The following is a 21,594-nucleotide window of genomic DNA, read 5'->3' as shown; positions in this document are numbered from 1 at the left end:
ACTTTTTTGTCATTTTCTTTTAGCGGATATTGAAAAAGTTTTAATTATTTATATGCTTTTCTATGATTGTATGAGTATATATATATAACTGAGCTTTCGCAAGTTTTGCCCCACACGCTCTGAAAGGGCAGAAACTCCTAGCCCGTACTTAAACCACTTGCGAAACATGAGTTAAGTTAAGAAAACTAACTCACTCTAAATTGGGCTTTGATTGAAAATCAAGAAGTTGGGCGTTTGCCTATATTATATAGGTAACAATATGGAAACGAGCGGACTTCTGCTCGTTTCTGTATTTTGCAATATGCAAAGAACGCCTCAATTCGGGGACAAAGATACGACAATTTTCTAAATATCCCATAACTAGCAAGGAGAAATTTACGGAATTTAGAACTTTTTGAGTTAAATCTGATGCTTACCAACAATATGTATCCAAAAACAAACAGCAGTATTCGGATATAGCTTATCCGAATACCTGCTGCCATAACGTTTTGTTGCTGACGATGATTCTGACATCGGCTTTCATGTACTTTTGCAACACAGGGGACTTTTGTCCCTGTGTACTCACAGTGGCTATAGCCATAAAATAGTTACCATCTTCCCTATGTATGAGCCTGGCTTTATGGCTTGTGATGTCGCAGTTATAAGATGCATTATCGTTGCCCTCGAAAGATACATGAGCCGTCCTTGGCTCATCGAAAAGATACAAATACTTGTATGGCACAAACACTTGCACTGTTCTCTGATTGATGACCTCACCATTAGCATCTATGGATATAGGATAAGGTATCTTGTAGAAAGCAACTGCGAGGGCGAGGACTATTTGCACTCGTCCTCTAATCCACAAAGCTCTATTTTCTCTGAGAGCTTCAATAAAGTGTTTGTTTCCATAATGTATAAAATTACGAAATATTCCTACTCTTTTTAAGATTTTCGGATACCTCTTTTTATTTTTAGAAGCGATTCAACTCCTCTTTACCAGCACCTTGTCCCTTGTATCTGCTTCTTGATGTATTGAAGTTATACTGCAATGTCAAGAGCAAGGAACGGCTGTCGTTTGTGATGCTTTGCCAAAGCGTAACATCCTTGTTGTAGAATTGTACGTCACGATTGCTCTTGTTGAAGATGTCGTTACCTTCGAGCGTAACCGAGAAACGATTTCTGCAAAAAGCCTTGTAAAGTTTGGCATTGAGGTATGAGGAAGAACTGAGTTTCATATTTTCCTTGTTACCACGGCTGTTCCATTCTATGTCTATGTTCATCCAGATGTCGCCTGGTAAATGGATGGCATTCTGAAACTGTACTACAGCTAATGGATTATAGAAGGACTTGCGTTCACCCAGATATTCCCCAGAGAACCACTGTTTGATGATGCCGGCATTTACCTTTGGTTGCCAAAATCCGATTTGGAATTGTGCGCCAAGGAAAGCCTGCAACTCTTGTATCTTTGGCGTATTCTCCATCGTGAGCAACTTCATTTCTCCATCCTCGCCGTATGGTTTCGATTCGTTGATGATGGCATTCTTCTTGTACTCGTATGATACCTTTGCAAAGAATTGCTTCCAAGCACCCATCAACTCCACGGAATGAATCTTGACAGGAGAAAGATAAGGATTACCACTTTGCAAGGTCAAGCGATTGACATAGTTGAGTGTTCCATCAAGGTCATCGTATGATGGACGCTGCATCTTGCTGTTGTAGCTCAATGCCCATTGTGTCTTACCTATCTCTGTAGAAATGGCGAGTGAAGGGAACACGTTGTTGTAAGTCTTGCTCTTATCTTCCTTGAGTTGTCCATCCTCTGTATATTTAAAACGAACATGCTCATAGCGAAGACCTGCCTCTACTGCGATTTTCCCAAACTGTTGACCGATGGAGAAGAAACCAGCCATGTTCTTCTCGTCACTCTTGGTATTGCTGTTGCCAATGGTTGCCATATTGATATTGAAATCATTCAGCACCTGAGAGGCTGTATATTCATTTCCCACTTCGATTTGTCCTTTCCACAAAGGATAGCTCAACACCAACTTTTCCGCAAACATCCGTGAGTGTCCAATGCTTGTGGATGCCACCAAATTCTTCTGCTGATTCATATTCGTCTCAGACTGATCGGAATTTTCATGCTTCTTTCTCCACATATAATCCATGTTGAAGTCAATGCCCAGTTTGCCTACATCACCATTATAATAGATATTGGCATGGTGCTTCGGCACAGCATGAATTCTCCCCTCTTTCACAGCTGAAACCTCATCGTCCAATTTACCATTGGCATACGATATAGAGCTATAATCTGAATGAGGCTTTTGTAAACCCACTCCATTCATATAGTAAGCACCGATGGAATGACGTTCACTGATCATCCATGACAAGCCAAACTTGCCAAAGAACTCATTATTTCTCATGCGGTTGATGCTCTCTATGTTCTGAAGCCAAGTAGTAGAACCTTGCGTTTCCATGTTCGTATTCTCATGACTATAGAATTTGCCGCCATAGTAATTGAGATTGGTGAACAACTCCAGTCCACCCGTACGGTATTTCAAGTTAGCTTGCTCCATGCTCGAAAAATAGTGGCGGAAGCCATTTTGCGCACGAAGTGTTCCACTAAAGCCGTCACCTTGTGGCAACTTGGTGCGAATGCGGATGACAGACTTGACGGAGGCATCATACTTGGAACCAGGATTTGTAATGACTTCAACATTCTTGATGTCCTGTGAATTGAGCTGTGCAAGTTCATTTTTGTCTTGGACAAGACGACCATTGATATAGATGAGCGGCGTACCCTTACCAAACACCTCGAAGTTTCCATCCCTGCCAGTAACCATCGGCACTTGGCGCAACACATCGTTCGCCGTGCCTGCATGAGACAGTTGAGAATTAACTACAGTAGTAACCAAGGCATTGCCCTTGATGGCAATAACAGGGCGTGATGATTTCACCACAACTTCACCGAGCATCTTGCTGTCCTCTTCCATCTTGATGACACCCACATTTTCACCCTCGCAATCCTTGCAGATGGTTTTGTAGCCCACGGATGTTACCTTGATGATTCCGCCATTGCAGATGGAGTCTATAGAGAAGCTACCATCCTCTCCACTCACCGCTCCCTTGACGAACGCGGAGTCTTGCCGATTTAGGAGCACCACATTGGCGAAAGCCAAAGGCTCACCCTTGGTGTCCACTACTTTTCCCGTGATACTCTGTGCCATCGTCAAGGTCATTACAGATAGGCACAAGGCCGTTGTTAAAATCCCCTTATTATTCATTGTATAATTATTTTTTTATTGCTTAATCTATTATATTCTTATCAATCCTCAGTATATAAGGAATCATGACGTTGCAAAGGTACTATATGAAAATTACAACGTATTTGCGGAAATATTAAAATTGTGTTACATAAAGAAAAAGTCCTTTATTTGGCTTTTCAAGGCATATTCTTACCTTCAATTTCAAGTAATTTGCAATTGGTAAGACTATCCTTGTATGTTGCCATTTCTATCATTTTATAATGGTGGCGAACAGAATCCTCGTAAGCAGCAACACGATTCCTCACATTATTTATAACATTTTCGTCTCGACATATAGAGAAGTACTTTTCAATGTAGTGAATGTTTGGGTCATCAGTAGAAAGCACCATCTTCAATGCCCTATATTTCAAGTCTGCCTCCTCCCAATCTTGGTAATCTCGCCATTGGGTGAGATTGCCCCAAATGGAAATGACAAGGGATAGAGCCAAGCCACCAATGAAAAGAAGAACATTCTTTGAGGTTGGCTCGAAGTGATGGGTTACAACCTTCTTTTGAGGTGATTTGTTCATCAATTCAAGTTTATCTTGCAATGCCTTTGAGGTGACAGTATGCTCTTGTTTCATCTGCTTGACAGCATCAACCAAGAACTTGCTTCGCTGCTCATTTTTGCCAAGTTCAACCTTAATAAGGTCAGCAAAAACGATAATGGCATCTCTTAATTTGGATATTTTATCTCTGACTTCCTCTTCTTTGATAAACATCGCATTGATTGACTTATCCAACTTGGTTATGTCATTACTTGCAGGAACGGTTTCCGCTCCTGCGTTCTTTGTGGAAACAGAAAGTTCATCAACTTTCTGCTCCAATCTCTCAACTGTGCCGTAGATGGCTTCCAATAGTTCTTCTTTCATGTTCGATTCTAATTTTAAGTTTGTAACTTGCATCAAAGGCTGAAGCCCTTTCTGCGTTTTCTCTTTTTCTTCTTGGCGGATTCTTCCTCTGGGAATGGCTCATAAGTTTGGGCATTAGACGGAGCGAACAAGTCGATGGAAGAAATACCACTCCAAGGGTCTTGGGTATGTTCTGCCGTTGGTTGAGTCTGTTCTACTTGGTGACAACTTGGTTGTCCTCCCTGCATAGATTCGGCTCTTGGCGATACACGATTATACTCTGTGCCAAGTCTTGCATCCAACTTGACAAAGCTGTATTCTCGGCTAATCTGCGTACCCTTGAAGCTATATCCATCCTTGCAGAAACGGATGCCTTGAACCTTGGTTCGCTCCTTGTCCTTATAGACAAACTCCAAGAGAACACCTCGCTTTGCTAGTTCATTCTTGAACTTCTGCCAACTATCAGCGCCTTTCAAGGCATCCTTGACGGCATTGTGAATCTCGTATTTGGCACGTTCCGCATTGCGTAATTTGCGAGTGTTAGTCTTGCTCTTGTCCGTTCCGTAAGTCAGTCCATACTTGGATTTTAGAGCCTTGGTCACCTGCTCATTACGCCTGTAATCATTCCTGTCTGATAAGAGTTTGCTCTCATTGTTGATGCGGTTATACACGATATGACAATGAGGATTGTCCGTGTTGTGATGCCTTACAATGATGAATTGGGTATCGGTAATGCCCATCATCCGCATGTATTCAAGGGCTATCTTAGCCATGAACTCATCCGTCAAACGTGGCTTGTCCTCGGGTTTGAAGCTCAATGCGATGTGTCCCACAGGCTTCTTAATCCTTGGATTTAGCTGCCTCTGTAGCTCGAAACTTTGCGTTATCTCGGCATTCGTGCCGAGTAACACACCATCCGAGGCGATGATTTTCGCCTCGTCCTTGCCTGTAACATAACGGATGCAACCACCAAATGAGCTGCCCTTCTTTAGCTTGCCTATCATGTGGTATCCTCCTTTCTGCTCATTCCGCATGGCTTCGATTTTGGACTTGCTTGGCGATACTCGCCAAGGATGTCTTTCAATCTCCTCAACAAGTCCACCACAAATACATGGGTTTCGTGGAAACCTCTCTGATGCGACAGCTTGGTAAGTTGGTTGAGGTTATTTGCCATGCCGATAAGGTTCTTGGCAATGGCAACCGCCTCCGTGTTGTGTCCGCTGACTACCTCGCCGTTCAAGGCGGACTCCCGGATGTACTCCGCCAACTTGCGGTTGGCTTTTCTCGCCCTCAGTCTCAATGCCTCGTAGCTTGGCTTCGAGAACTTCACCGTGACAGACTTCGACAGCTTGCGAACCCTGCCTGTGGGCGGTCTTCCGCCCTTTTTCTTGTATTGTTCATGTATGCTTGTCATTCGATATACTGTTTACAGTTGGTACACTCACTTTCTGCGACCGTCGGGAGCAAAATTTCTCCGCCCTCATGGTGGAGCGAGGCGTTTTGGGGTTCCCAAAACATAACCTCGCTCCCTCTCAGAACACGTTAGTTGGAATTACAGCCTTTCAGCTATCCACGTCCAAGGTCGCAGACCTTAATTCTCACAATTTGCGCCAAGCCTCGAAGTCCTCTTCATAAAGGCTTAGGTGGTGGCGCACGATGTTCTCGATGATGCCCGATACGCTCATGCGTCTCCCTCCGAGGATGCGGACGACACGATCAAGACGGTCTCGTACATCGGAACTGACGAAGACTGGCTTGCGGTCGTCAATCCTTGGAACTTGGAGGAAGGTCTGCTGATACTCCTCTAATGTCGCCTTGCGCTGCTTGCCACTGATGCGCTTCTGCGGATTCGGTGGCGATTGAGCCTCGTTCGTCAGCTCGTCCTCCATGTTGGAGGTTGTTGCAGCCACATCCTCTGTCACAACTTCTAAATCGGAGTTCTCCACCTCTTCAAAGAAAGAGCTATGTTTTTGGGCATAGTCTTTACCATAAGTGGATGGTTGAAGCGAAACCATCACCTCCTGTGTCATTTTCTCCTGCTGTTCAGGAGACATTTTCGTTTCTTTTGTTCTTGCCATAACTTACATTGTTTAAATTGTTGGTATAGTGGTCACGGTTTGCACCATTGACCGATTGTCGGGTGCAAAGTAAGTGTACTGAGTGCAGCCATGCAACTGATTGGGTGTAACGTGGCAATTTAGTTGTGGCTTGCTTATTTGCATACCGAGATAGTTGTGAGAACTTCAACGTATTTCTCAACTCATCATTGTTCATGTATCCGTTGCAGTCGTGCAAGTTTTTCTTGTTGTTTTTGGCGTTGAAGTCGGCAAACCCCGGCAACATACTGCCACAGAAATTGAAAACGCTTGTTTTTAGATTGCCGTGCCTTATCTTTGCACTCACAAACGTGGAGCACAGCATATGCGTGGAGCTTTGCGACATACAATATAGTATTAACTTAGAAAAAAGAAAAGTATGGGATTCATCGTATTCGAGGAAGAGGCATTCAACTATCTTGATGCCCAGTTGGAGAACTTCGTGAAGCGCATGGACAGAATCCGTGAGCGCAGTGAGGACAAGACCATGAACAAGTGGCTCGACACGCAGGACGTGTGTCAGACGCTCAACATCTGCCCACGGACAGTGCAGACGCTTCGGGACAACGGAACTTTGGCTTATACGCAAATCAGCCACAAGACCTACTACAAGCCGGAGGACGTGATGGCTATCGTAGCAGTAGTGGAGGACAAGAAAAAGGACATGCGCTTTCGCAAGCGCACAGGTTAGGCTGTCAATATACAACAGCCACTTAATCCAAAGCAGCAAGTAAACCGAGTAACGTAAGTATCAACAATAAAACGAGACAACTATGAGCAATGAAGTAATGACAAGAAACAGCGAGTGGATGAACCACATCGTGAACCACCTCAACCGAATGGTTGACAATTTTGAACGTGCCGTGATGAACTACCGCCCCATGCTTGGCGGTGAGCGCTTCATGACGGACAAGGAGCTTTGCGCCAGGCTGCAACTGAGCCGAAGAACCCTGCAGGACTACCGAAACAACGGTGTCATCCCGTATATCCAGCTTGGCGGAAAGATACTCTACCGCGAGTCCGACATTCAGAAGATTCTGATGGCTAACTATCGTGAGGCGTACCGAACGAAGAATGTGTAGGTTGCTTTTGACGGCATAAAATAAGGCGACAACGTATAACTTACCGAGTGTGGTTGTTATAGGTTGTCGCCTCGTTTTATTGGCTATACCGAGTTGGTCGTGTTTGCCGGGTATCATTTGTGTTACCTGTATAAATCTAATACCATGCTAAAACACACTGCGGTGGTTCGCCCAAGTGGCTGGAGGCGCAAAGCCTCCAAGGAACGTTGCTTTATGGCAGGTCTATGCCTTTGCATTCTCTGTAAAGATACAGACCAGTTTAGTGCGGCTTGTCTGTCTGCCGATGACGGACTGCATGATGAACTCCCGAAAGGCTCGGCTCTCAATGCTGTCAATACGGAAGGCTACCGCAATGACGAGTTCAAGGCTATACACATCATAGCTGATGCGGTCGTTCTTCCTGACATGACGGCGTACACCCTGCTCTTTCAGAATGCCGTCCTTGAATACAGCCTTGACAGCCTTGCGCACATAGCAGCCGAACACATTATACATGTCGGCAATCTCCTGCATGGTCATCCATACAGTATCGGTCGGCATGGATACCGTTCCGCTCTCGCTGATAGTTATAACTCCTCTGTTCATTTTCCTATAGTTTTTTCGTTCGATAATCTGTTCCTTTCTCGCTTGGCAATAAGCTTATCCATGTCATTTGAAATCTTCTGCTCCGTCACCTGCGCATAGACCTGCGTGCTTGTAATGTCTGCGTGTCCCATCATCTTGGCTATGCTGCCGATGGGAATGTCCTCGTTGAGCATCAAGACTCCGAATGTATGGCGGCTGGCGTGGAATCCCAACTTATTACTTATGCCAAGCACCATTCCAAGGGTATGCACATCAAGATAGATGTCTTTCTTCTCACCCAGTGGAAAAACAGGCTTGCTGTCGTCCGTGGTATTGTAGAGCGAAAGAATCTTCTCTGCTATCGGATGGAGTGGCACGAAGAACTCCACGCCTGTCTTCTCTCTTTCCTTGCGGATGAACTTCCTACCATCGGAGTTCTCACTGATATGGTGAGGGTACAGTTTCTTTACATCTATATAGGATAAGGAGGTGAGCGAGGCAAAAATGAAACATCTGCGTGCAAGCTCCGTTCGCTCGTCAGCCATCGGAGTAGAGAGCATCTTGATGAAGTCTGCCTTGCTGATATGGGTCATCTTCGGGGCTGCCTTCTTCTCATACCCTATCTTGGCTATGGGATTGAAGCGGATAATGCTCCTGTCCACTGCCTTGTACATCAACATGTTCAGCCAGAGAAGGCAATGGTTCACGTAGCTGTCGATACGTCCCTGGTCTCGTTTCAGGAACAGCTTGTATTCCTCCCCGAAATTCTCGTCTATGTCCTCAAAGGCGATGTCGTCCTTATCCAACGAATGGACAAAGGCTCTCAGGTTCTTCTGCCATGTCCGCTTGTGCAGGAAGGTTTGTCTGGCTTTTGAGGTTCGATACCATTCCACGATGGTATCACCAAAGTTCAGCAAGAACCTTCCTGTCGTGTCCTTGTCCTTCAACACAGCCTTCAGCATTTCCACGGTGATGATGCCGTTGGTGGAAAGAAGTGAGTTGTATTTATCCTTGACCTCAGCAAGGAAACTTGCCAATCGTCCGTTGTCCCTTGCGTTCCGTACCTCTCCCTTCTTGACGTTCCACTCCTGTGGGGTACAGGATATGCCTGTGGAAATGGCTGCACTTTTGCCGTCAACGGTGATGCGGCAAAGTATGTTGGCTGTTCCGTCTGCCTTCACCTTCTGTCTGTTGATGTAAGGCAAAATTGAAAATGTACTTCTGCTCATAGTTGTTGTCCTTATAATATAATAATGTAGTTGAAACTGTAAAAAGAAAAGTTGAAAGCCCTGTTCATAATGCGAGAATAAAGTCCTTCTCGGTTGCAGCGATGAACTTGTCCATGTCCTCAAACAGCTTCTTTTGGGTTACTCTCGCATACCGCTGCGTCATCTTCACATCCTTGTGACCGAGCATCTTGCAGATGGTCTCCATCGGCACACCAGCCTCCAGCGTAATGAGGCTGGCGAACGAGTGTCGTCCCGAATGGTAGGAATAGGTCTTGCTCGTTTCCGCCAACTTGCAGATGGTGATGAGATCGATACGAACACGATTCGTGCTCAGCAATGGGAAAAGGGTATCTCTTGCCCCATCCTCGTATTTCGCCATCAGCTCCAACGCCTCGGGCAGGAGTTTCACCCTGGCAAGTGTTCCGGTCTTCTTGCGGTTATAGACGAGCCATTTGTCACCATCCTCCAACACCTTGACATTGGCTTTCGTGATGGAAACGGTGTCTATGAAGGCTGTTCCTGCATAGCAGGCGAAAAGAAACAGGTCACGGCTAACGGATAGTCTAGGCTTGTCTTCGGGCAGTTCCACATCACGGATTTTTATGAAATCAGACATGCTGAGAGACTTGGGTGTCGTAACCCTTGGAGTGCCAACCCGATAATGGGCGAACAGCAGGTTCTTGCACAAGCCTCGCTCAAAGGCAATGCGGCACATCTTCTTGAAGAGCGACACATAGATGGTGATGGTTCCTGATGAAAAGCCTTTCTCGTCAAGCAGGTAATGGTGAAAGTCGCTGATGAAAGGCTCGGTCAGCTGTCCGAAAGCCAAATCAGTCAACCTATACTTCTCCCCGATGAACTCAGCGAGATTCTTGCGAATCTTTCTGTAAGTCCAGACACTGCTCTTCGACATATCTATGCCCTCATGGGTGCTGAGTTCACTGATATGCTCGTCCACGAAGGAGAGAAGGGTGGTCTGTGTCTTGACGCTGCCCTGCAAGGCCTCCTTGACATCCTTAGCCTCGAAGTCCGTTCTCTTTTCCACAAGTACATCGAAAGCCTTTTGGATGGAAAGCAACAACTGCTCGATGTCCTTGTTGGTTTCCACGGCTTCCTTGCTCTTGCCCTCCAATCGGCTGGCACGAGGATTCCAAAGCGATGGAGTGCAAGACAACTTGCAGGAGAACTGCGCCATAGTCCTGTTCACCGTGATGCGTCCCATGATGGGAGCTTTTCCATTCTTGTCCATTCCGCTCTTTTTCAGGTAGAGCAACACCTTGAATTTTTCGATTTTCATAACGCTTACATTTTGAGTGTGCAAATATAATCATTTTGTAAGCGTTCCTTGATACGCAAAACATTGAGAATCAGCGCAATAAAATCCGTTGATGCACAAAGTTGCCTTTCCGCATTGTTACCTGCTTTGCATAGGTAACTGTGGCTCACGATTTAGTAACTGAACTACTTCAATATTCCTCACTCGCTTGCTTTATGCCGATTTGGCAACTTTGTGCAAATCTACTCATTCCCAACTGTTTACGTTCCAACCTCTCTTATTCTCCTTTGGCTGCTTTAGAGCTTTATGTTAAGAAAACTAACTCATAGTTTTGTGGGGCGTAACTCATAGTTTTTGATAGCGTAACTCACCGTTTTGTATACTGCAAGAGCTTAACCTCTTGCAGGCTTCTCTAAAAAAAATAACACGGACAAATTGAATTTGTCCGGACAAATTGTCCGGCTCTTTGTAAGTAGCTATTTATTAGGCTGTTACAAGGGGTCTGGCAAAAGAGCCGGACAAATTCAATTTGTCCGTGTTATTTTTTTGCCAGTTTGGTAGGGTATTTATCTCTTTTTCAGTTGCTCTGCATACTCCTTCGGGAAGATGCCGAACTCCTTCTTGAAGCACTTAGAGAAATACTTCGGGGTGTTGAAGCCCACTTGTATTGCCACATCGCTGACCAGAATGTTAGGGTTCGACCGGATGATGCGCTGAGCCTCCTTCAGGCGGATGCTGGTGATGAAGGCAATGACCGTTTGACCGGTTGTGGCTTTTACCTTATTATATAGGGTAGATTCGCCCATCGCCATATCCTTGGCAAATGCTTCGCGGTCGTACTCAGCATCCGACAGATGCTTCTTCACCATCTCTGTGGCGCTGTTGATGAAAGCCTGGTCCGGGTTACTGAGATGCGCCTGTGCTTCGCTCTCGACATTTGCCTGGAGCGAAACCTCAGCCTGAATCTTTTCTATCATCTTCTTGCGGTTGGCAAGCAGGGCATTGATGCGCACCTCCAGTTCCTCAAATTTGAACGGCTTGGTGATATAGGCGTCTGCTCCTACGGCATAAGCCTCGGTTTTGTCCTCTTCCTTGTTCTTGACGGTGAGCAGGATGATAGGCAACTGCCAGAAACTCTTGTTTGCCTTCAGCTGCTTGGTCAGTTCGATACCGTCCATAATAGGCATCATCACATCGCTCACCACGAGGTCGAGTTTCTCCTTCAGGATGATGTTCATCGCCTGCTTTCCGTTCTTTGCCGTAAACACATGATAGTTCTTGCTCAAAACCTGCAGCATCAGGGCGAGCAACTCCTCATTGTCCTCAACCACCAGAATCTTGCTTACGTTCTTTCTGATAAAGATGCTCTGGCGGACAGGTGCCAGTTTAGGTTTTTCATCAGAAACTGGTTGGGAAACCTGCTTCATTTCCAGACTTGCCTGCCTGATAGCTTCCTGATTTACAGCGTTTGGCTTGTCTGAGTTGTCTATCTCGTCAGGTGCATACGCACTCTTCCTGATAGGCAGGGTAATGGTGAAAGTAGTGCCTTCGCCTTCCTGACTCTCACATTGGATGTCGCCATGATGCAGTTTCACCAGGTCGTGGGTCAGCGACAGTCCGATACCGGTTCCCGGCATGTTCTGCTTGCGGTAGTCGCCATCGAAGAATCGGGTGTAGAGATGCTTCATCTTCTCCTTCGACATACCGATGCCATTATCCGAGATGGTGATGACTGCCTGCTCCTTGCCGAGGCTGAGCGATACATCAATCTTGCCTCCCACCTTATTATATTTAATGGCGTTGGAGAGCAGGTTGTAGATAATCTTATCCATCTTGTCGGCATCAAACCATGCCATGCCTTCTGCCTTCGGCTTCTCCAGGGATAGGGTAACCTGCTGGTGTTCAGCCATCGGACGGATATTCTCGCAGGCTTCTTCTATGAACGAAATCAGATTTCCGCGGCTCACGAGCAGATGCAGCTGTCCTGCCTGCGACTTTCTTACTTCCAGAATCTGTCGCAGGAGTCGGGTGGTGCGGTTGATGTTGCTGTCCATCACGAGATAGTCTTCCTCATACTGTGGTGCCATCGCCTTGAGTTTGTAGATGGTGGCAGAGATGATGGTAAGAGGGGTGAGCAGCTCGTGGGTGATATTGGTAAGGATAACGCCCATTTGCAGGCTGTTTTTGGTCTTCACCCTTTCCTTGTACCAGCGTGCCGCAGCAAAGATGCCGCCAATGAGCATCAGGATATAGAACATGAAGGCTATTCGGGAAGCATACCATGGCGGCAAAACCTGGATGGCGATGGTGTATGGCAGTTCCTGCCACTTGCCGTAGCCGTCTGTAGCTTTTACCCTCAGGTGATAGGTTCCGGAAGGAAGATTCTGGAAGACTGCCTTATGGACACCTTTGGAGCAGTACTGCCAGTCTTCGTCATAACCTTCCAGCTGGTAGGCATATACGTTTTTCTCTGTATTGCCGTAGGTAAGAAGAGAAAATTCTACGGAGAATTTCTTCACCCTTGCCGGTATCGTGATTTTGCGGGTATAGGCAGGCATTTCTTTCGAAATCTCTTCCTTGTCGATGGAGTCGAGTTGGGCGAAAGACTGGTCATCAATGATGACGTCTGTTATCACCAGTTTCGGTCTTCTATTACCTTTTAGCTTAGCCTTCATGTACGGCATGAACGAGAAGAAGCTGGTTCGACTTCCGAAGAAGAGTTCCTTGCCATACTTGCATGCCGTATTTGGCGAGAAGAGAACATTTCCTATGCCGTCCTCGCTGGTAAAGTAGGTGATGTCCTTCGGTTTTTCGCTGTCATTACCCCAGATGATGTTCACGAGGGCATAGTCGGTGGTGAGCCAGAGATTGCCATTTTCATTTTCCTTGATGGTGAACACACGGTCGCCCGGCAGATGATATTCGTGGTTCTTCGGTTCAAAACGGTCTTCCACCTTATTATATAGGAAGAGTCCGCCACTCTTTGAGATAGCCCAGAGTCTTCCTCTCGAGTCTTCGAGGCAGGCAGTGGCATCATCAATGGCAAAGTTGTGATGGTCTGGGTTATACTGCTTGTATTTCAAGGACTTTGGATTCCTGGCATTACCCGATATGCGGATGATGCCTTCATTATCGGTAGCAAGCCAGATATTTCCCTTCTTGTCTTGCGAGATATGGCGGATATCGCATGAAGTCAAGTCTCTCTTACCATCCTTCATCGTGATCAGATGGCTCTGATTATCAGGGGTAACGATGCTCAGACCATTGCGCTGTCCTATCCAGAGTGTTTTGTCTCCCGATTCGAAGAAGGTGTTGACGAAATCTTCCCTGATTACCGATGGATGGGTTTCGTGCTTGATCTGGTAGGCTGGCTTACCCAGAGGCTTGACGATGATGCCATAGCTGTTGAGGGCAAACCAGATTTCTCCATTGCTTCTCCTGGCAATATCCGAGATACTTGTGGTGAAGACTCTTGACGGGATGCCGGCAAAGCCCGGAATCTCCTGGTTGAAGAGCGTCTTGCCTGTCTTGCGGTTGTGCAGGGCGATGCCGTATGGATTCAATCCCAGCCAGAAATTCTCGCCATCGGTAGTGAGTATGGAATATACGTAGTTGATGGTGAGATTCGTATGACTGGTATCGAGATTCCAGAGCTTGAACAGCGAAGGCTGGGTGTTGACTTGCAGAATGCCGTTGTTCTGCGTGCAGAGCCAGATGTTGCCTTTGCCATCGGTAGCGATGTCGTTGTTGAAGTTGAGAGGGTTGTTGCCGATGGAGGTATAACCTTTCCATTCTGCCTTAGGCATATCTTCTTCGAGATAGCACACACCTTCTCGTGTACATGCCCAGAGCGTCTTCGTTACAGGGTCGTGTACTATCTTATAGAAGGTATCAAAATGGTTGGTGCTATACGGGTATTGATGCATTTCCGGCTGTCGCACATTCCCAGGATTGTCCAGACGCACAACACCGTATCCCCAGGTTCCTACCCAGAGATGGTCGTGCTTGTCGAGGAAGAGGGAATAGGCAGAATTGGTGGCGTTGAGTCGTGGATAGCGATAGAAGGTGTTGCCTCCGCGGCGGAAGCGCAAGAGCCCTGCCGACCAGGTGCCGATGAGCAGGTCGCCGTTTCTGTCTTCTATGATGGCTTTCACGCTATAGTTGGTAATTCTGTTTTTGCTGCCATCTATGTCAATGAGCCTTGCATTCTTATTATTATAGGTATAGAATGTCTCGGTCTTGGAATTGAAGTAGGAGAGTCCGCCATCTGTTCCAATCCATAAGGTTCCATCTTTCGACACGAAGAGGGTATAGATGATGCGCTGCGATTCTTCTGGTAGGAAGAAAGTCTTGAACTCTCCCGTGCGCTTGTTCATTCTTACCAGACCATTGCGTGTACCCAGCCAGAGATTATCCTGATGATCTTCGGCTATGGACCGGATGGTATTGTTGGGTAGGATGCCTGGCTGATAAGCATTCGTCTTGTAGGTTCTCACATGATAGCCGTCGTAAGATTTCACTCCGGCATTGGTTCCCACCCACATCATACCTTCCTTATCGAAGAACATACAGCTAGCCTCTTCGGTAGGTGCAATGGTGATAGGAGGGAGATAACGGTATGGAAAGGTCTGAGCATTGGACGCCAGACTAACGAGTGATAACAGTATGATGTAAATGTATCTCAAGTTGTTGTCTGTTGAATTTTGTTGTTTTCTAATTGCTAAGTGTTGCTAAGCTTTTGCAAAGATAAGCAATTTTGTCGAATATTGCTCCTTAATACCAACTTTTTAGTGATTTCTTTTCCTATTTTGTTGATTTGATGACTTTAAGTCGCAGAAAAGTCTTTAAATTTGCACTTAAATAATAAAAATGAGACGCAAGTCTCTTGTTTCTAACTTAATAAATATATAATAATGTGATGCCTTCGAGCATCAGCCGTTTCCAAATTTTCTAAATAAAGTCGAAAGAACATCGGCAAGAATAACAACAATTTAAATTTTAGACTTAAGTTAATAAACTGTTTTATGAAGAAATTAATGTTTTTGAGTGTGGTCATGATGGCCGCAACGAGTGTTTCAGCTCAGTCAACAGATAATAAGCCTAAGGAATATCCTGGTTACAAGTTGGTTTTCCACGATGAGTTTGACCAGGATGGAGAGCCAGACCCCAATTACTGGACTTACGACTTGGGACATCGCAACAACGAGGAGCAACTTTATACCACCAAGAATGCATGGTGCATGAATGGCAACCTGGTCATTGAGGCTCGCAAGGAGGAAGTACAAGACAAGAATGGCAAGATCTATCATTACACTTCATCGAGTGTGGTAACACGTGCCAAGACCTCGGGCGACTATATCAGTGCTTGGACTTATGGCAGGTTTGAGGTAAAAGCCAAGCTTCCTGCTTTTCTCGGTTGTTGGCCAGCCATATGGTTGTTGAGCAACGAGAACCTAGAGTGGCCTTACAGTGGAGAAATCGATATGATGGAGTATTATCCGTCTAATGGTGAGGAGGCACTGCATGCCAATGTTTGTTGGGGTACTACCCAGCGTTGGCATGCCAAGTGGAATAGCAAGGTGAAGAAAATATCTGATTTGATGGTTGCCAACCCTAATTGGAAGAATGGGTATCACGTATGGCGCATGGACTGGGATGAGGATTTCATCAAGCTCTATGTAGACGATGAGTTGCTCAACAGCATCAACCTGAATGCTACGGTGAATCCCCGTGCAGAGCATTGCCAGTATGATGATTACAACCCATTCCGTGGATATCATATGTATCTTTTACTCAATCTAGCCTTGGGAGGGGACAATGGAGGTTCGTTAACAAACACTCCATTTCCTTGCCAGTATCTTGTAGACTATGTACGTGTCTATCAAAAATACTAGGTTTATAAATTATTTGTTATCGCTATTTTTTTAAGGATAGTTTAGAGAAATGGTAATATTTGGCGAATAGTTCCCCTAAAATCGCAAAATATACTCTTTTGTTTAACAAAAAAGAACGAATTTTGCAATCGAAAAACAAATCGGACATGCTGTCTGATATGTTAATCTAGAGCTTGCCTCTAATAAAAGCATTAATAACTAACTAAATAAATACAACTATAATGAAAAATGTAAATCTAATAACTTCGTCAAGAAGGCTATTTTTCATGATGGCAATGTCTGCAGGTATGACATTGCTTCCACAGGAGTTGTTGGCTGTACAGAACAGTATACAGGCAGTGCAGCAGGATAACCACGTGGAAGGTGTGGTAAAGGACACGAATGGTGAGCCTATTATAGGTGCTACTGTTCGAGTTGTAGGTACGAAAACTGCAACAGTTACTGATTTTGATGGTAACTTTAAACTGAATGCCAAGAGTGGTCAGAGTTTGCAGATTACTTATGTTGGTTGCAAGCCAAAAACTGTGAAAGTATCTCGTGGTGCCATCAATGTAGTACTTGAGGACGATTCTCAGGTGTTGAAAGATGTACAGGTGGTGGCTTACGGTGTACAGAAGAAGGTTACTGTTACTGGCGCAATCTCTAACATCAAGGGTGGAGAGTTGACCAAGGTACCTACTGGTTCCATCAACAATATGCTTTCTGGTGTAGTTCCAGGTCTTTCATCAGTACAGTATTCCGGTGAGCCGGGAGCTGATGCTGCAACTATCCTGGTACGTGGTCAGGCTACTACCAACAATTCTTCTCCATTGATTCAGGTGGATGGTGTAGAGCGTGACTTCAACGACATTGACCCAAGCGAAATCGAGAGCATCACCGTATTGAAGGATGCTTCTGCTACAGCCGTGTTTGGTGTGCGTGGTGCCAATGGTGTAATCCTCGTTACTACCAAGCGTGGTAAGGAGGGTAAGGCTCACATTTCTGCCACAACCTCTATGAGCGTGGTAATGCCTACCAATATGATTAAGTTGGCTAACGCCTATGAGTATGCTACTTATTATAATCAGATGAAGAAGAACGATGGCGTAACCGATGAGAGCGCATTCTTCTCTCCTACCGTTCTTCAGAAACTCAAGGATCATTCTGATCCTATCAAATATCCAGATACCGACTGGATAGACTACTGTTTCAAGGATCATGCCATCCAGACACAGCATAATGTGAATATCTCTGGTGGTACTGAGCGTATGCGCTACTTCGTATCTGTAGGTGCATTTACACAGGATGGTCTCTTCAAGCAGCAGGCTTTGCCTTACGATTTCAACTATAAGTACAAGCGATTTAACTATCGTGCCAACTTAGACTTCGATGTAACCAAGACTACCACCATCAGTGTAAACCTGGGGGGGCGTGTTGATACGAAGAATACCCCATACTCTGGTGAGGACAACGACCAGTTATTCCGTCATCTTTATTGGGCAACTCCTTTCTCTAGTCCGGGTATCGTGAATGGCAAGTATGTGATGGCTTCTACTGACTATGATAGTGACAATATGCCGTTTATTGGTGCCAGTGGTCTCGGTGCTTACTATGGTTTGGGTTACATGTCAAGAAACACCAATACCTTGAACGCCGACGTTGTGTTGAATCAGAAACTCGATATGATTACCAAGGGCTTGTCTTTCAAGTTGAAAGGCTCTTATAACAGCGACTATTCTGTTACCAAGCAGCGTGGTGCTAAGGCTGCTTATTATACACCTGTTTCCCAGCCAGATGGTTCTTTGGAATACCGTAAGCATGGCAATGATACCCAGCTTGGATATAGTGAGGACTTTGGCAAGGGCCGTAACTGGTATTTTGAGACTAGTTTGAACTATAACCGCAACTTCGGTTTGCATCATGTAGGTGCGCTTGCCCTGTACAACCAGAGCAAGACCTATTATCCATCTACCTATTCTTCTATCCCATCAGGATATGTAGGTTTGGTGGGTCGTGTCACCTACGACTGGAACAACCGCTATATGGCAGAGTTTAATGTTGGTTATAACGGCTCCGAAAACTTTGCCAAAAACAATCGTTATGGCTTCTTCCCTGCAGGTTCTGTAGGATGGATTGTTAGCGAGGAGCCTTTCTTCAAGCCATTGCGCAAGGTGGTAGACTATTTCAAGCTTCGTGCATCTTGGGGTCTTGTCGGTAATGACAAGATTGGTGGCTCTCGCTTTATGTATACCGACGACCCATACGATTTCGGAATAGGTTACAACTTCGGTGTAAACTCAGGCAATTTCGCTTCAGGTGCCTATGAGTCGGCTAAGCACAACCCTGATGTAACATGGGAGAAGTCTTTCAAGCAGGATTATGGTGTAGACTTGAATATCTTGAACAACCGCTTGAAGGCAACCTTCGATTACTATATCGAGCATCGTAAGGACATCCTTGTGTCTAGTGATATGGCTCCTGGTTTTCTCGGTTTCACATTGCCTGCAGCCAACCTCGGAGAGGTGAACAGTTGGGGTTATGAAGTTTCCCTCAAGTGGAATGATAAGATAGGTAAGGACTTCAGCTATTGGGTAGAGGGCAACTTGTCTTACAACCAGAATGAAATTAAGGAACTCTATGAGGCTCCTCAGAACTACTCTTGGATGTATAAGAAGGGACACCGTATCGGCTCTCGCAGCATCTTTAAATATTGGGGACTCTATAGTGACACTGCCGAAGAGGAATATATGGCACAGTATGGTACCAAACTTCCTCAGTATGGTTCATCTGAGATTCAGAATGGTGATGCAGTGTATGTCGACTTGAATGGTGATGGTATCATCGATTCCAACGATGCTTCATACGAGCTTGGTCATACAGATGACCCAGAGTATGTTATCGGATTCAACATTGGTTTCCGTTGGAAAAACTTGGAGGTAAGCACGCAGTGGACTGGTGCTTGGAATGTGAGTCGTATGCTCGATGAAACCTTCTGCCAACCATTGGGTGATACAGGACAGAAGGGCTTGCTGAAGTATCAGTACGACCATACATGGACTCCAGATAATCCAGACCCTAACGCCAAGTACCCTCGTGCTACTATGAGTGGAGCTAAGAACAACTATGCAGGTTCAACCCTTTATGAGGTGAATGCTTCATACTTGCGCTTGAAGAATGCACAGATAGCTTATCATTTCGACTTCCCATTCATGAAGAAGATTAAGATGAATGACTTGACTTTGGCTTTGAGTGGTTATAACCTCTTCACCATCACCGATTTTAAGTGGGGTGATCCAGAGTCTCGTACAAGTTCTCGTCCATCCTATCCATTGACAAGATCATTCTCTTTGAGTTTGAAAGTTGGATTCTAATAAAAATATAGATTATTATGAAACTAAATAAGATATTAATAGGTGCATTCTTTGCATTTGCATTGTCTTCCATATTTACTAGTTGTGTAGATGATTGGAAGTTTGGTGATTCCTTCTTGGAGAAAGCCCCAGGCGGTGATGTTACCAAGGACACCATTTTCAACAATGCTGAATATACTCGTGAGTTCCTTTGGAGAACTTATGCCTACATGTATTATGGTATCCCTTACTATTGGGATGGCGGTGTAGCCGTAAAGATGAACACTGGTGTTTTCGAGACTTTGTCTGACTGCTGGCACAGCCACAACTCTTGGGATGATGTAAATCGTCTCTACTACCCTGGTGCATACGTTCCAGGTGATCGTGGTAAGTTTGGCTATACCAACGAGCGCGTATGGGAAGGCGTACGTTCAGCATACATTTTCTTAGAGAATGTGGATAAAACTCCAGATATGGAGGAAAGTGAGAAGAATCGTTTGAAAGCAGAGGCTAAGTGTATTATTGCTTCTCGTTATTTCGATATGTTCCGCCATTATGGTGGTCTGCCTATCGTGAAGAATTCTTATTCTGGCACCGATGCTACTTATGAGGAGCCTCGTGGTACGGTAGAGGAAACAGTAGACTTTATGGTTGGCTTGCTTGATGAGGCTGCCTCTAACTTGCCTTGGACCGTAGAAGAGGCTTGGGATGGTCGCTTTACCAAGGCTGCCGCTGAGGCTTTGAAGTGCAAGATTCTCTTATTTGCTGCTTCACCTTTATTTAATAGTGAGACTCCTTGTGCAGGCTCGGAGGCTGATGCCGCCAATGCCAATCATCAGGCTTGGTATGGCGATTATAAGGCTGAGCGTTGGCAGAGATGTCTGACCGCTTGTGAAAAGTTCTTCCAAGCCCTAGGGGCTGAGGGATATTATAAGTTGGTACAGGCAGAAGGTAGTCATCCAACGTCTGGACAGTATCGTGCAGCTTTCCGTGCAGCTTACTCTAAGCGTGGTACTACCGAGATGTTGATGGGCACTCGTGTTCGTTACGATGGTAACGGGTGGACAGACAATGCCTTTGGTGGCCATAACTACTTATTTGTAAGTGAATGGAATGCCTATGGCGGTTATACTCCAACAGAGGAATTTATGGAAATGTTTGACTGGAAGGATGGCCGTCCATTCAATCTAGACAAGGTATTGCAGGAAGACCCAGATACCATGTTCGTTAATCCTGACAAGAATTTTGACTTGACTCGTGACCCTCGTCTCTATGAGACCATGATTGTGAATGGTGTACAGACAACTATGAATGATAATGGTAACTATAGTGGTCGCCGTTATGAGAACTGGGTAGAAGGTACTGATGGCGGTAAGGGCGCTGGTACATCGGAGTCTGGCCAGTTTGCTACAGGATTCGCCAACAACAAGTTCTATTTCAATGGTGAGACCAACCGAGTTCATGTATGGCCATACGTTCGCTTGGCAGAGGTGTATCTTATTTATGCAGAGGCTTTGGCACAGAATGGTCAGCTCGACAAGGCTATCAACAATGTGAACATAGTTCGTGCTCGTGTGGGCTTGAAGGGGTTGAAAGAGTCTGATGCCTCAAAGAACTGGGGCGATAAGCAGACCGTGCTTGATGCCATCATGAAGGAGCGTGCAGTTGAATTTGGTTTCGAGGAGACTCGTTTCTTCGATTTGATTCGTTATCGTCGCTCTGACATCTTCCAGAAGCAGTTACATGGTCTTCGGATGTATCGACAGAAAGATGGCAAGGACTATAACTTCCAGTGGCAGGGTAAGAAAGAAAAGGAGGATGGCTATGAACCAAACTATCCTACTCATTATAGATATGAGAAGTATGAAATCCAGAATGTTCGCCGTTCTTGGTGGAGCAACTGGGACAACAAGTGGTTTCTCTCTGCATTCCCTCCAACTGAAATCAACAAGAACTATGGTTTGACTCAGAACCCTGGATGGTAATTTCTGA

At 45.4% G+C, this 21,594-nt stretch carries 15 protein-coding genes; 5 read left to right on the top strand and 10 right to left on the bottom strand.

Annotated features, from left to right (window positions below):
- Positions 1 to 460: 460 nt before the first annotated feature.
- The 6 genes from KUA46_RS11975 to KUA46_RS11950 form a co-directional block, all read right to left on the bottom strand.
- Complete coding sequence (locus KUA46_RS11975; RefSeq protein WP_255081172.1) at positions 461 to 844, bottom strand: hypothetical protein; 384 nt, start codon at positions 842 to 844, stop codon at positions 461 to 463.
- Positions 845 to 950: 106 nt separating this feature from the next.
- Complete coding sequence (locus tag KUA46_RS11970) at positions 951 to 3,203, bottom strand: TonB-dependent receptor domain-containing protein (protein ID WP_218487948.1); 2,253 nt, start codon at positions 3,201 to 3,203, stop codon at positions 951 to 953.
- Between the two features lie 215 nt (positions 3,204 to 3,418).
- Positions 3,419 to 4,153, bottom strand: coding sequence for a hypothetical protein (locus tag KUA46_RS11965; protein ID WP_106813128.1), 735 nt, complete (start codon positions 4,151 to 4,153; stop codon positions 3,419 to 3,421).
- 32 nt (positions 4,154 to 4,185) lie between these two features.
- Entirely contained in the window at positions 4,186 to 5,136 is a 951-nt protein-coding gene (locus KUA46_RS11960) for a relaxase/mobilization nuclease domain-containing protein (protein ID WP_434725797.1), read from the bottom strand.
- A complete protein-coding gene (locus KUA46_RS11955; RefSeq protein WP_218487993.1) occupies positions 5,133 to 5,546 on the bottom strand; it encodes a MobC family plasmid mobilization relaxosome protein in 414 nt (137 codons plus the stop codon). Before KUA46_RS11955 ends, KUA46_RS11960 begins: the two co-directional genes overlap by 4 nt.
- Positions 5,547 to 5,730: 184 nt before the next feature.
- Positions 5,731 to 6,210 (bottom strand): DUF3408 domain-containing protein, encoded by a 480-nt coding sequence (locus KUA46_RS11950; protein WP_218486647.1) that lies wholly within the window; start codon positions 6,208 to 6,210, stop codon positions 5,731 to 5,733.
- Positions 6,211 to 6,607: 397 nt separating this feature from the next.
- Here KUA46_RS11950 and KUA46_RS11945 point away from each other — a divergent pair, with 397 nt between their 5' ends.
- A complete protein-coding gene (locus KUA46_RS11945) occupies positions 6,608 to 6,919 on the top strand; it encodes a helix-turn-helix domain-containing protein (RefSeq protein ID WP_008656559.1) in 312 nt (103 codons plus the stop codon).
- Between the two features lie 82 nt (positions 6,920 to 7,001).
- Entirely contained in the window at positions 7,002 to 7,310 is a 309-nt protein-coding gene (locus tag KUA46_RS11940) for a helix-turn-helix domain-containing protein (protein WP_217762391.1), read from the top strand.
- Between the two features lie 222 nt (positions 7,311 to 7,532).
- On the opposite strand, the gene KUA46_RS11935 is transcribed toward KUA46_RS11940, so the two are convergent.
- The 4 genes from KUA46_RS11935 to KUA46_RS11920 form a co-directional block, all read right to left on the bottom strand.
- A complete protein-coding gene (locus KUA46_RS11935) occupies positions 7,533 to 7,895 on the bottom strand; it encodes a hypothetical protein (RefSeq protein WP_218487997.1) in 363 nt (120 codons plus the stop codon).
- Complete coding sequence (locus tag KUA46_RS11930) at positions 7,892 to 9,103, bottom strand: tyrosine-type recombinase/integrase (protein ID WP_434725796.1); 1,212 nt, start codon at positions 9,101 to 9,103, stop codon at positions 7,892 to 7,894. Before KUA46_RS11930 ends, KUA46_RS11935 begins: the two co-directional genes overlap by 4 nt.
- Positions 9,104 to 9,167: 64 nt before the next feature.
- Entirely contained in the window at positions 9,168 to 10,400 is a 1,233-nt protein-coding gene (locus tag KUA46_RS11925) for a phage integrase SAM-like domain-containing protein (protein ID WP_434725795.1), read from the bottom strand.
- Between the two features lie 545 nt (positions 10,401 to 10,945).
- Positions 10,946 to 15,064 (bottom strand): hybrid sensor histidine kinase/response regulator transcription factor, encoded by a 4,119-nt coding sequence (locus tag KUA46_RS11920; RefSeq protein WP_218487716.1) that lies wholly within the window; start codon positions 15,062 to 15,064, stop codon positions 10,946 to 10,948.
- A gap of 339 nt (positions 15,065 to 15,403) precedes the next feature.
- On the opposite strand from KUA46_RS11920, the gene KUA46_RS11915 reads away from it, so the two are divergent.
- The 3 genes from KUA46_RS11915 to KUA46_RS11905 all read left to right on the top strand — a co-directional run bounded on the left by KUA46_RS11915 (position 15,404) and on the right by KUA46_RS11905 (position 21,587).
- Complete coding sequence (locus KUA46_RS11915) at positions 15,404 to 16,273, top strand: glycoside hydrolase family 16 protein (RefSeq protein WP_218487715.1); 870 nt, start codon at positions 15,404 to 15,406, stop codon at positions 16,271 to 16,273.
- Between the two features lie 266 nt (positions 16,274 to 16,539).
- A complete protein-coding gene (locus KUA46_RS11910; RefSeq protein ID WP_256625089.1) occupies positions 16,540 to 19,623 on the top strand; it encodes a SusC/RagA family TonB-linked outer membrane protein in 3,084 nt (1,027 codons plus the stop codon).
- A gap of 17 nt (positions 19,624 to 19,640) precedes the next feature.
- Entirely contained in the window at positions 19,641 to 21,587 is a 1,947-nt protein-coding gene (locus tag KUA46_RS11905) for a RagB/SusD family nutrient uptake outer membrane protein (RefSeq protein ID WP_218487713.1), read from the top strand.
- Positions 21,588 to 21,594: the final 7 nt, after the last annotated feature.

Source organism: Segatella copri, from assembly GCF_019249765.2.
Classification (GTDB): Bacteria; Bacteroidota; Bacteroidia; order Bacteroidales; family Bacteroidaceae; genus Prevotella; species Prevotella copri_K.
Note: the sequence above shows the minus strand (reverse complement) of the source record. Positions and strands in the feature narration are given on the sequence as shown.

Excerpts from the sequence above, each read along its gene's own strand:
- KUA46_RS11945 (WP_008656559.1), top strand. The coding sequence starts at position 6,608 with ATGGGATTCATCGTATTCGAGGAAGAGGCATTCAACTATCTTGATGCC.
- KUA46_RS11970 (WP_218487948.1), bottom strand. The coding sequence starts at position 3,203 with ATGGCACAGAGTATCACGGGAAAAGTAGTGGACACCAAGGGTGAGCCT.
- KUA46_RS11905 (WP_218487713.1), top strand. The coding sequence starts at position 19,641 with ATGAAACTAAATAAGATATTAATAGGTGCATTCTTTGCATTTGCATTG.
- KUA46_RS11910 (WP_256625089.1), top strand. The coding sequence starts at position 16,540 with ATGATGGCAATGTCTGCAGGTATGACATTGCTTCCACAGGAGTTGTTG.
- KUA46_RS11950 (WP_218486647.1), bottom strand. The coding sequence starts at position 6,210 with ATGGCAAGAACAAAAGAAACGAAAATGTCTCCTGAACAGCAGGAGAAA.
- KUA46_RS11925 (WP_434725795.1), bottom strand. The coding sequence starts at position 10,400 with ATGAAAATCGAAAAATTCAAGGTGTTGCTCTACCTGAAAAAGAGCGGA.
- KUA46_RS11915 (WP_218487715.1), top strand. The coding sequence starts at position 15,404 with ATGAAGAAATTAATGTTTTTGAGTGTGGTCATGATGGCCGCAACGAGT.
- KUA46_RS11960 (WP_434725797.1), bottom strand. The coding sequence starts at position 5,136 with ATGATAGGCAAGCTAAAGAAGGGCAGCTCATTTGGTGGTTGCATCCGT.
- KUA46_RS11935 (WP_218487997.1), bottom strand. The coding sequence starts at position 7,895 with ATGAACAGAGGAGTTATAACTATCAGCGAGAGCGGAACGGTATCCATG.
- KUA46_RS11940 (WP_217762391.1), top strand. The coding sequence starts at position 7,002 with ATGAGCAATGAAGTAATGACAAGAAACAGCGAGTGGATGAACCACATC.
- KUA46_RS11955 (WP_218487993.1), bottom strand. The coding sequence starts at position 5,546 with ATGACAAGCATACATGAACAATACAAGAAAAAGGGCGGAAGACCGCCC.
- KUA46_RS11930 (WP_434725796.1), bottom strand. The coding sequence starts at position 9,103 with ATGAGCAGAAGTACATTTTCAATTTTGCCTTACATCAACAGACAGAAG.
- KUA46_RS11965 (WP_106813128.1), bottom strand. The coding sequence starts at position 4,153 with ATGAAAGAAGAACTATTGGAAGCCATCTACGGCACAGTTGAGAGATTG.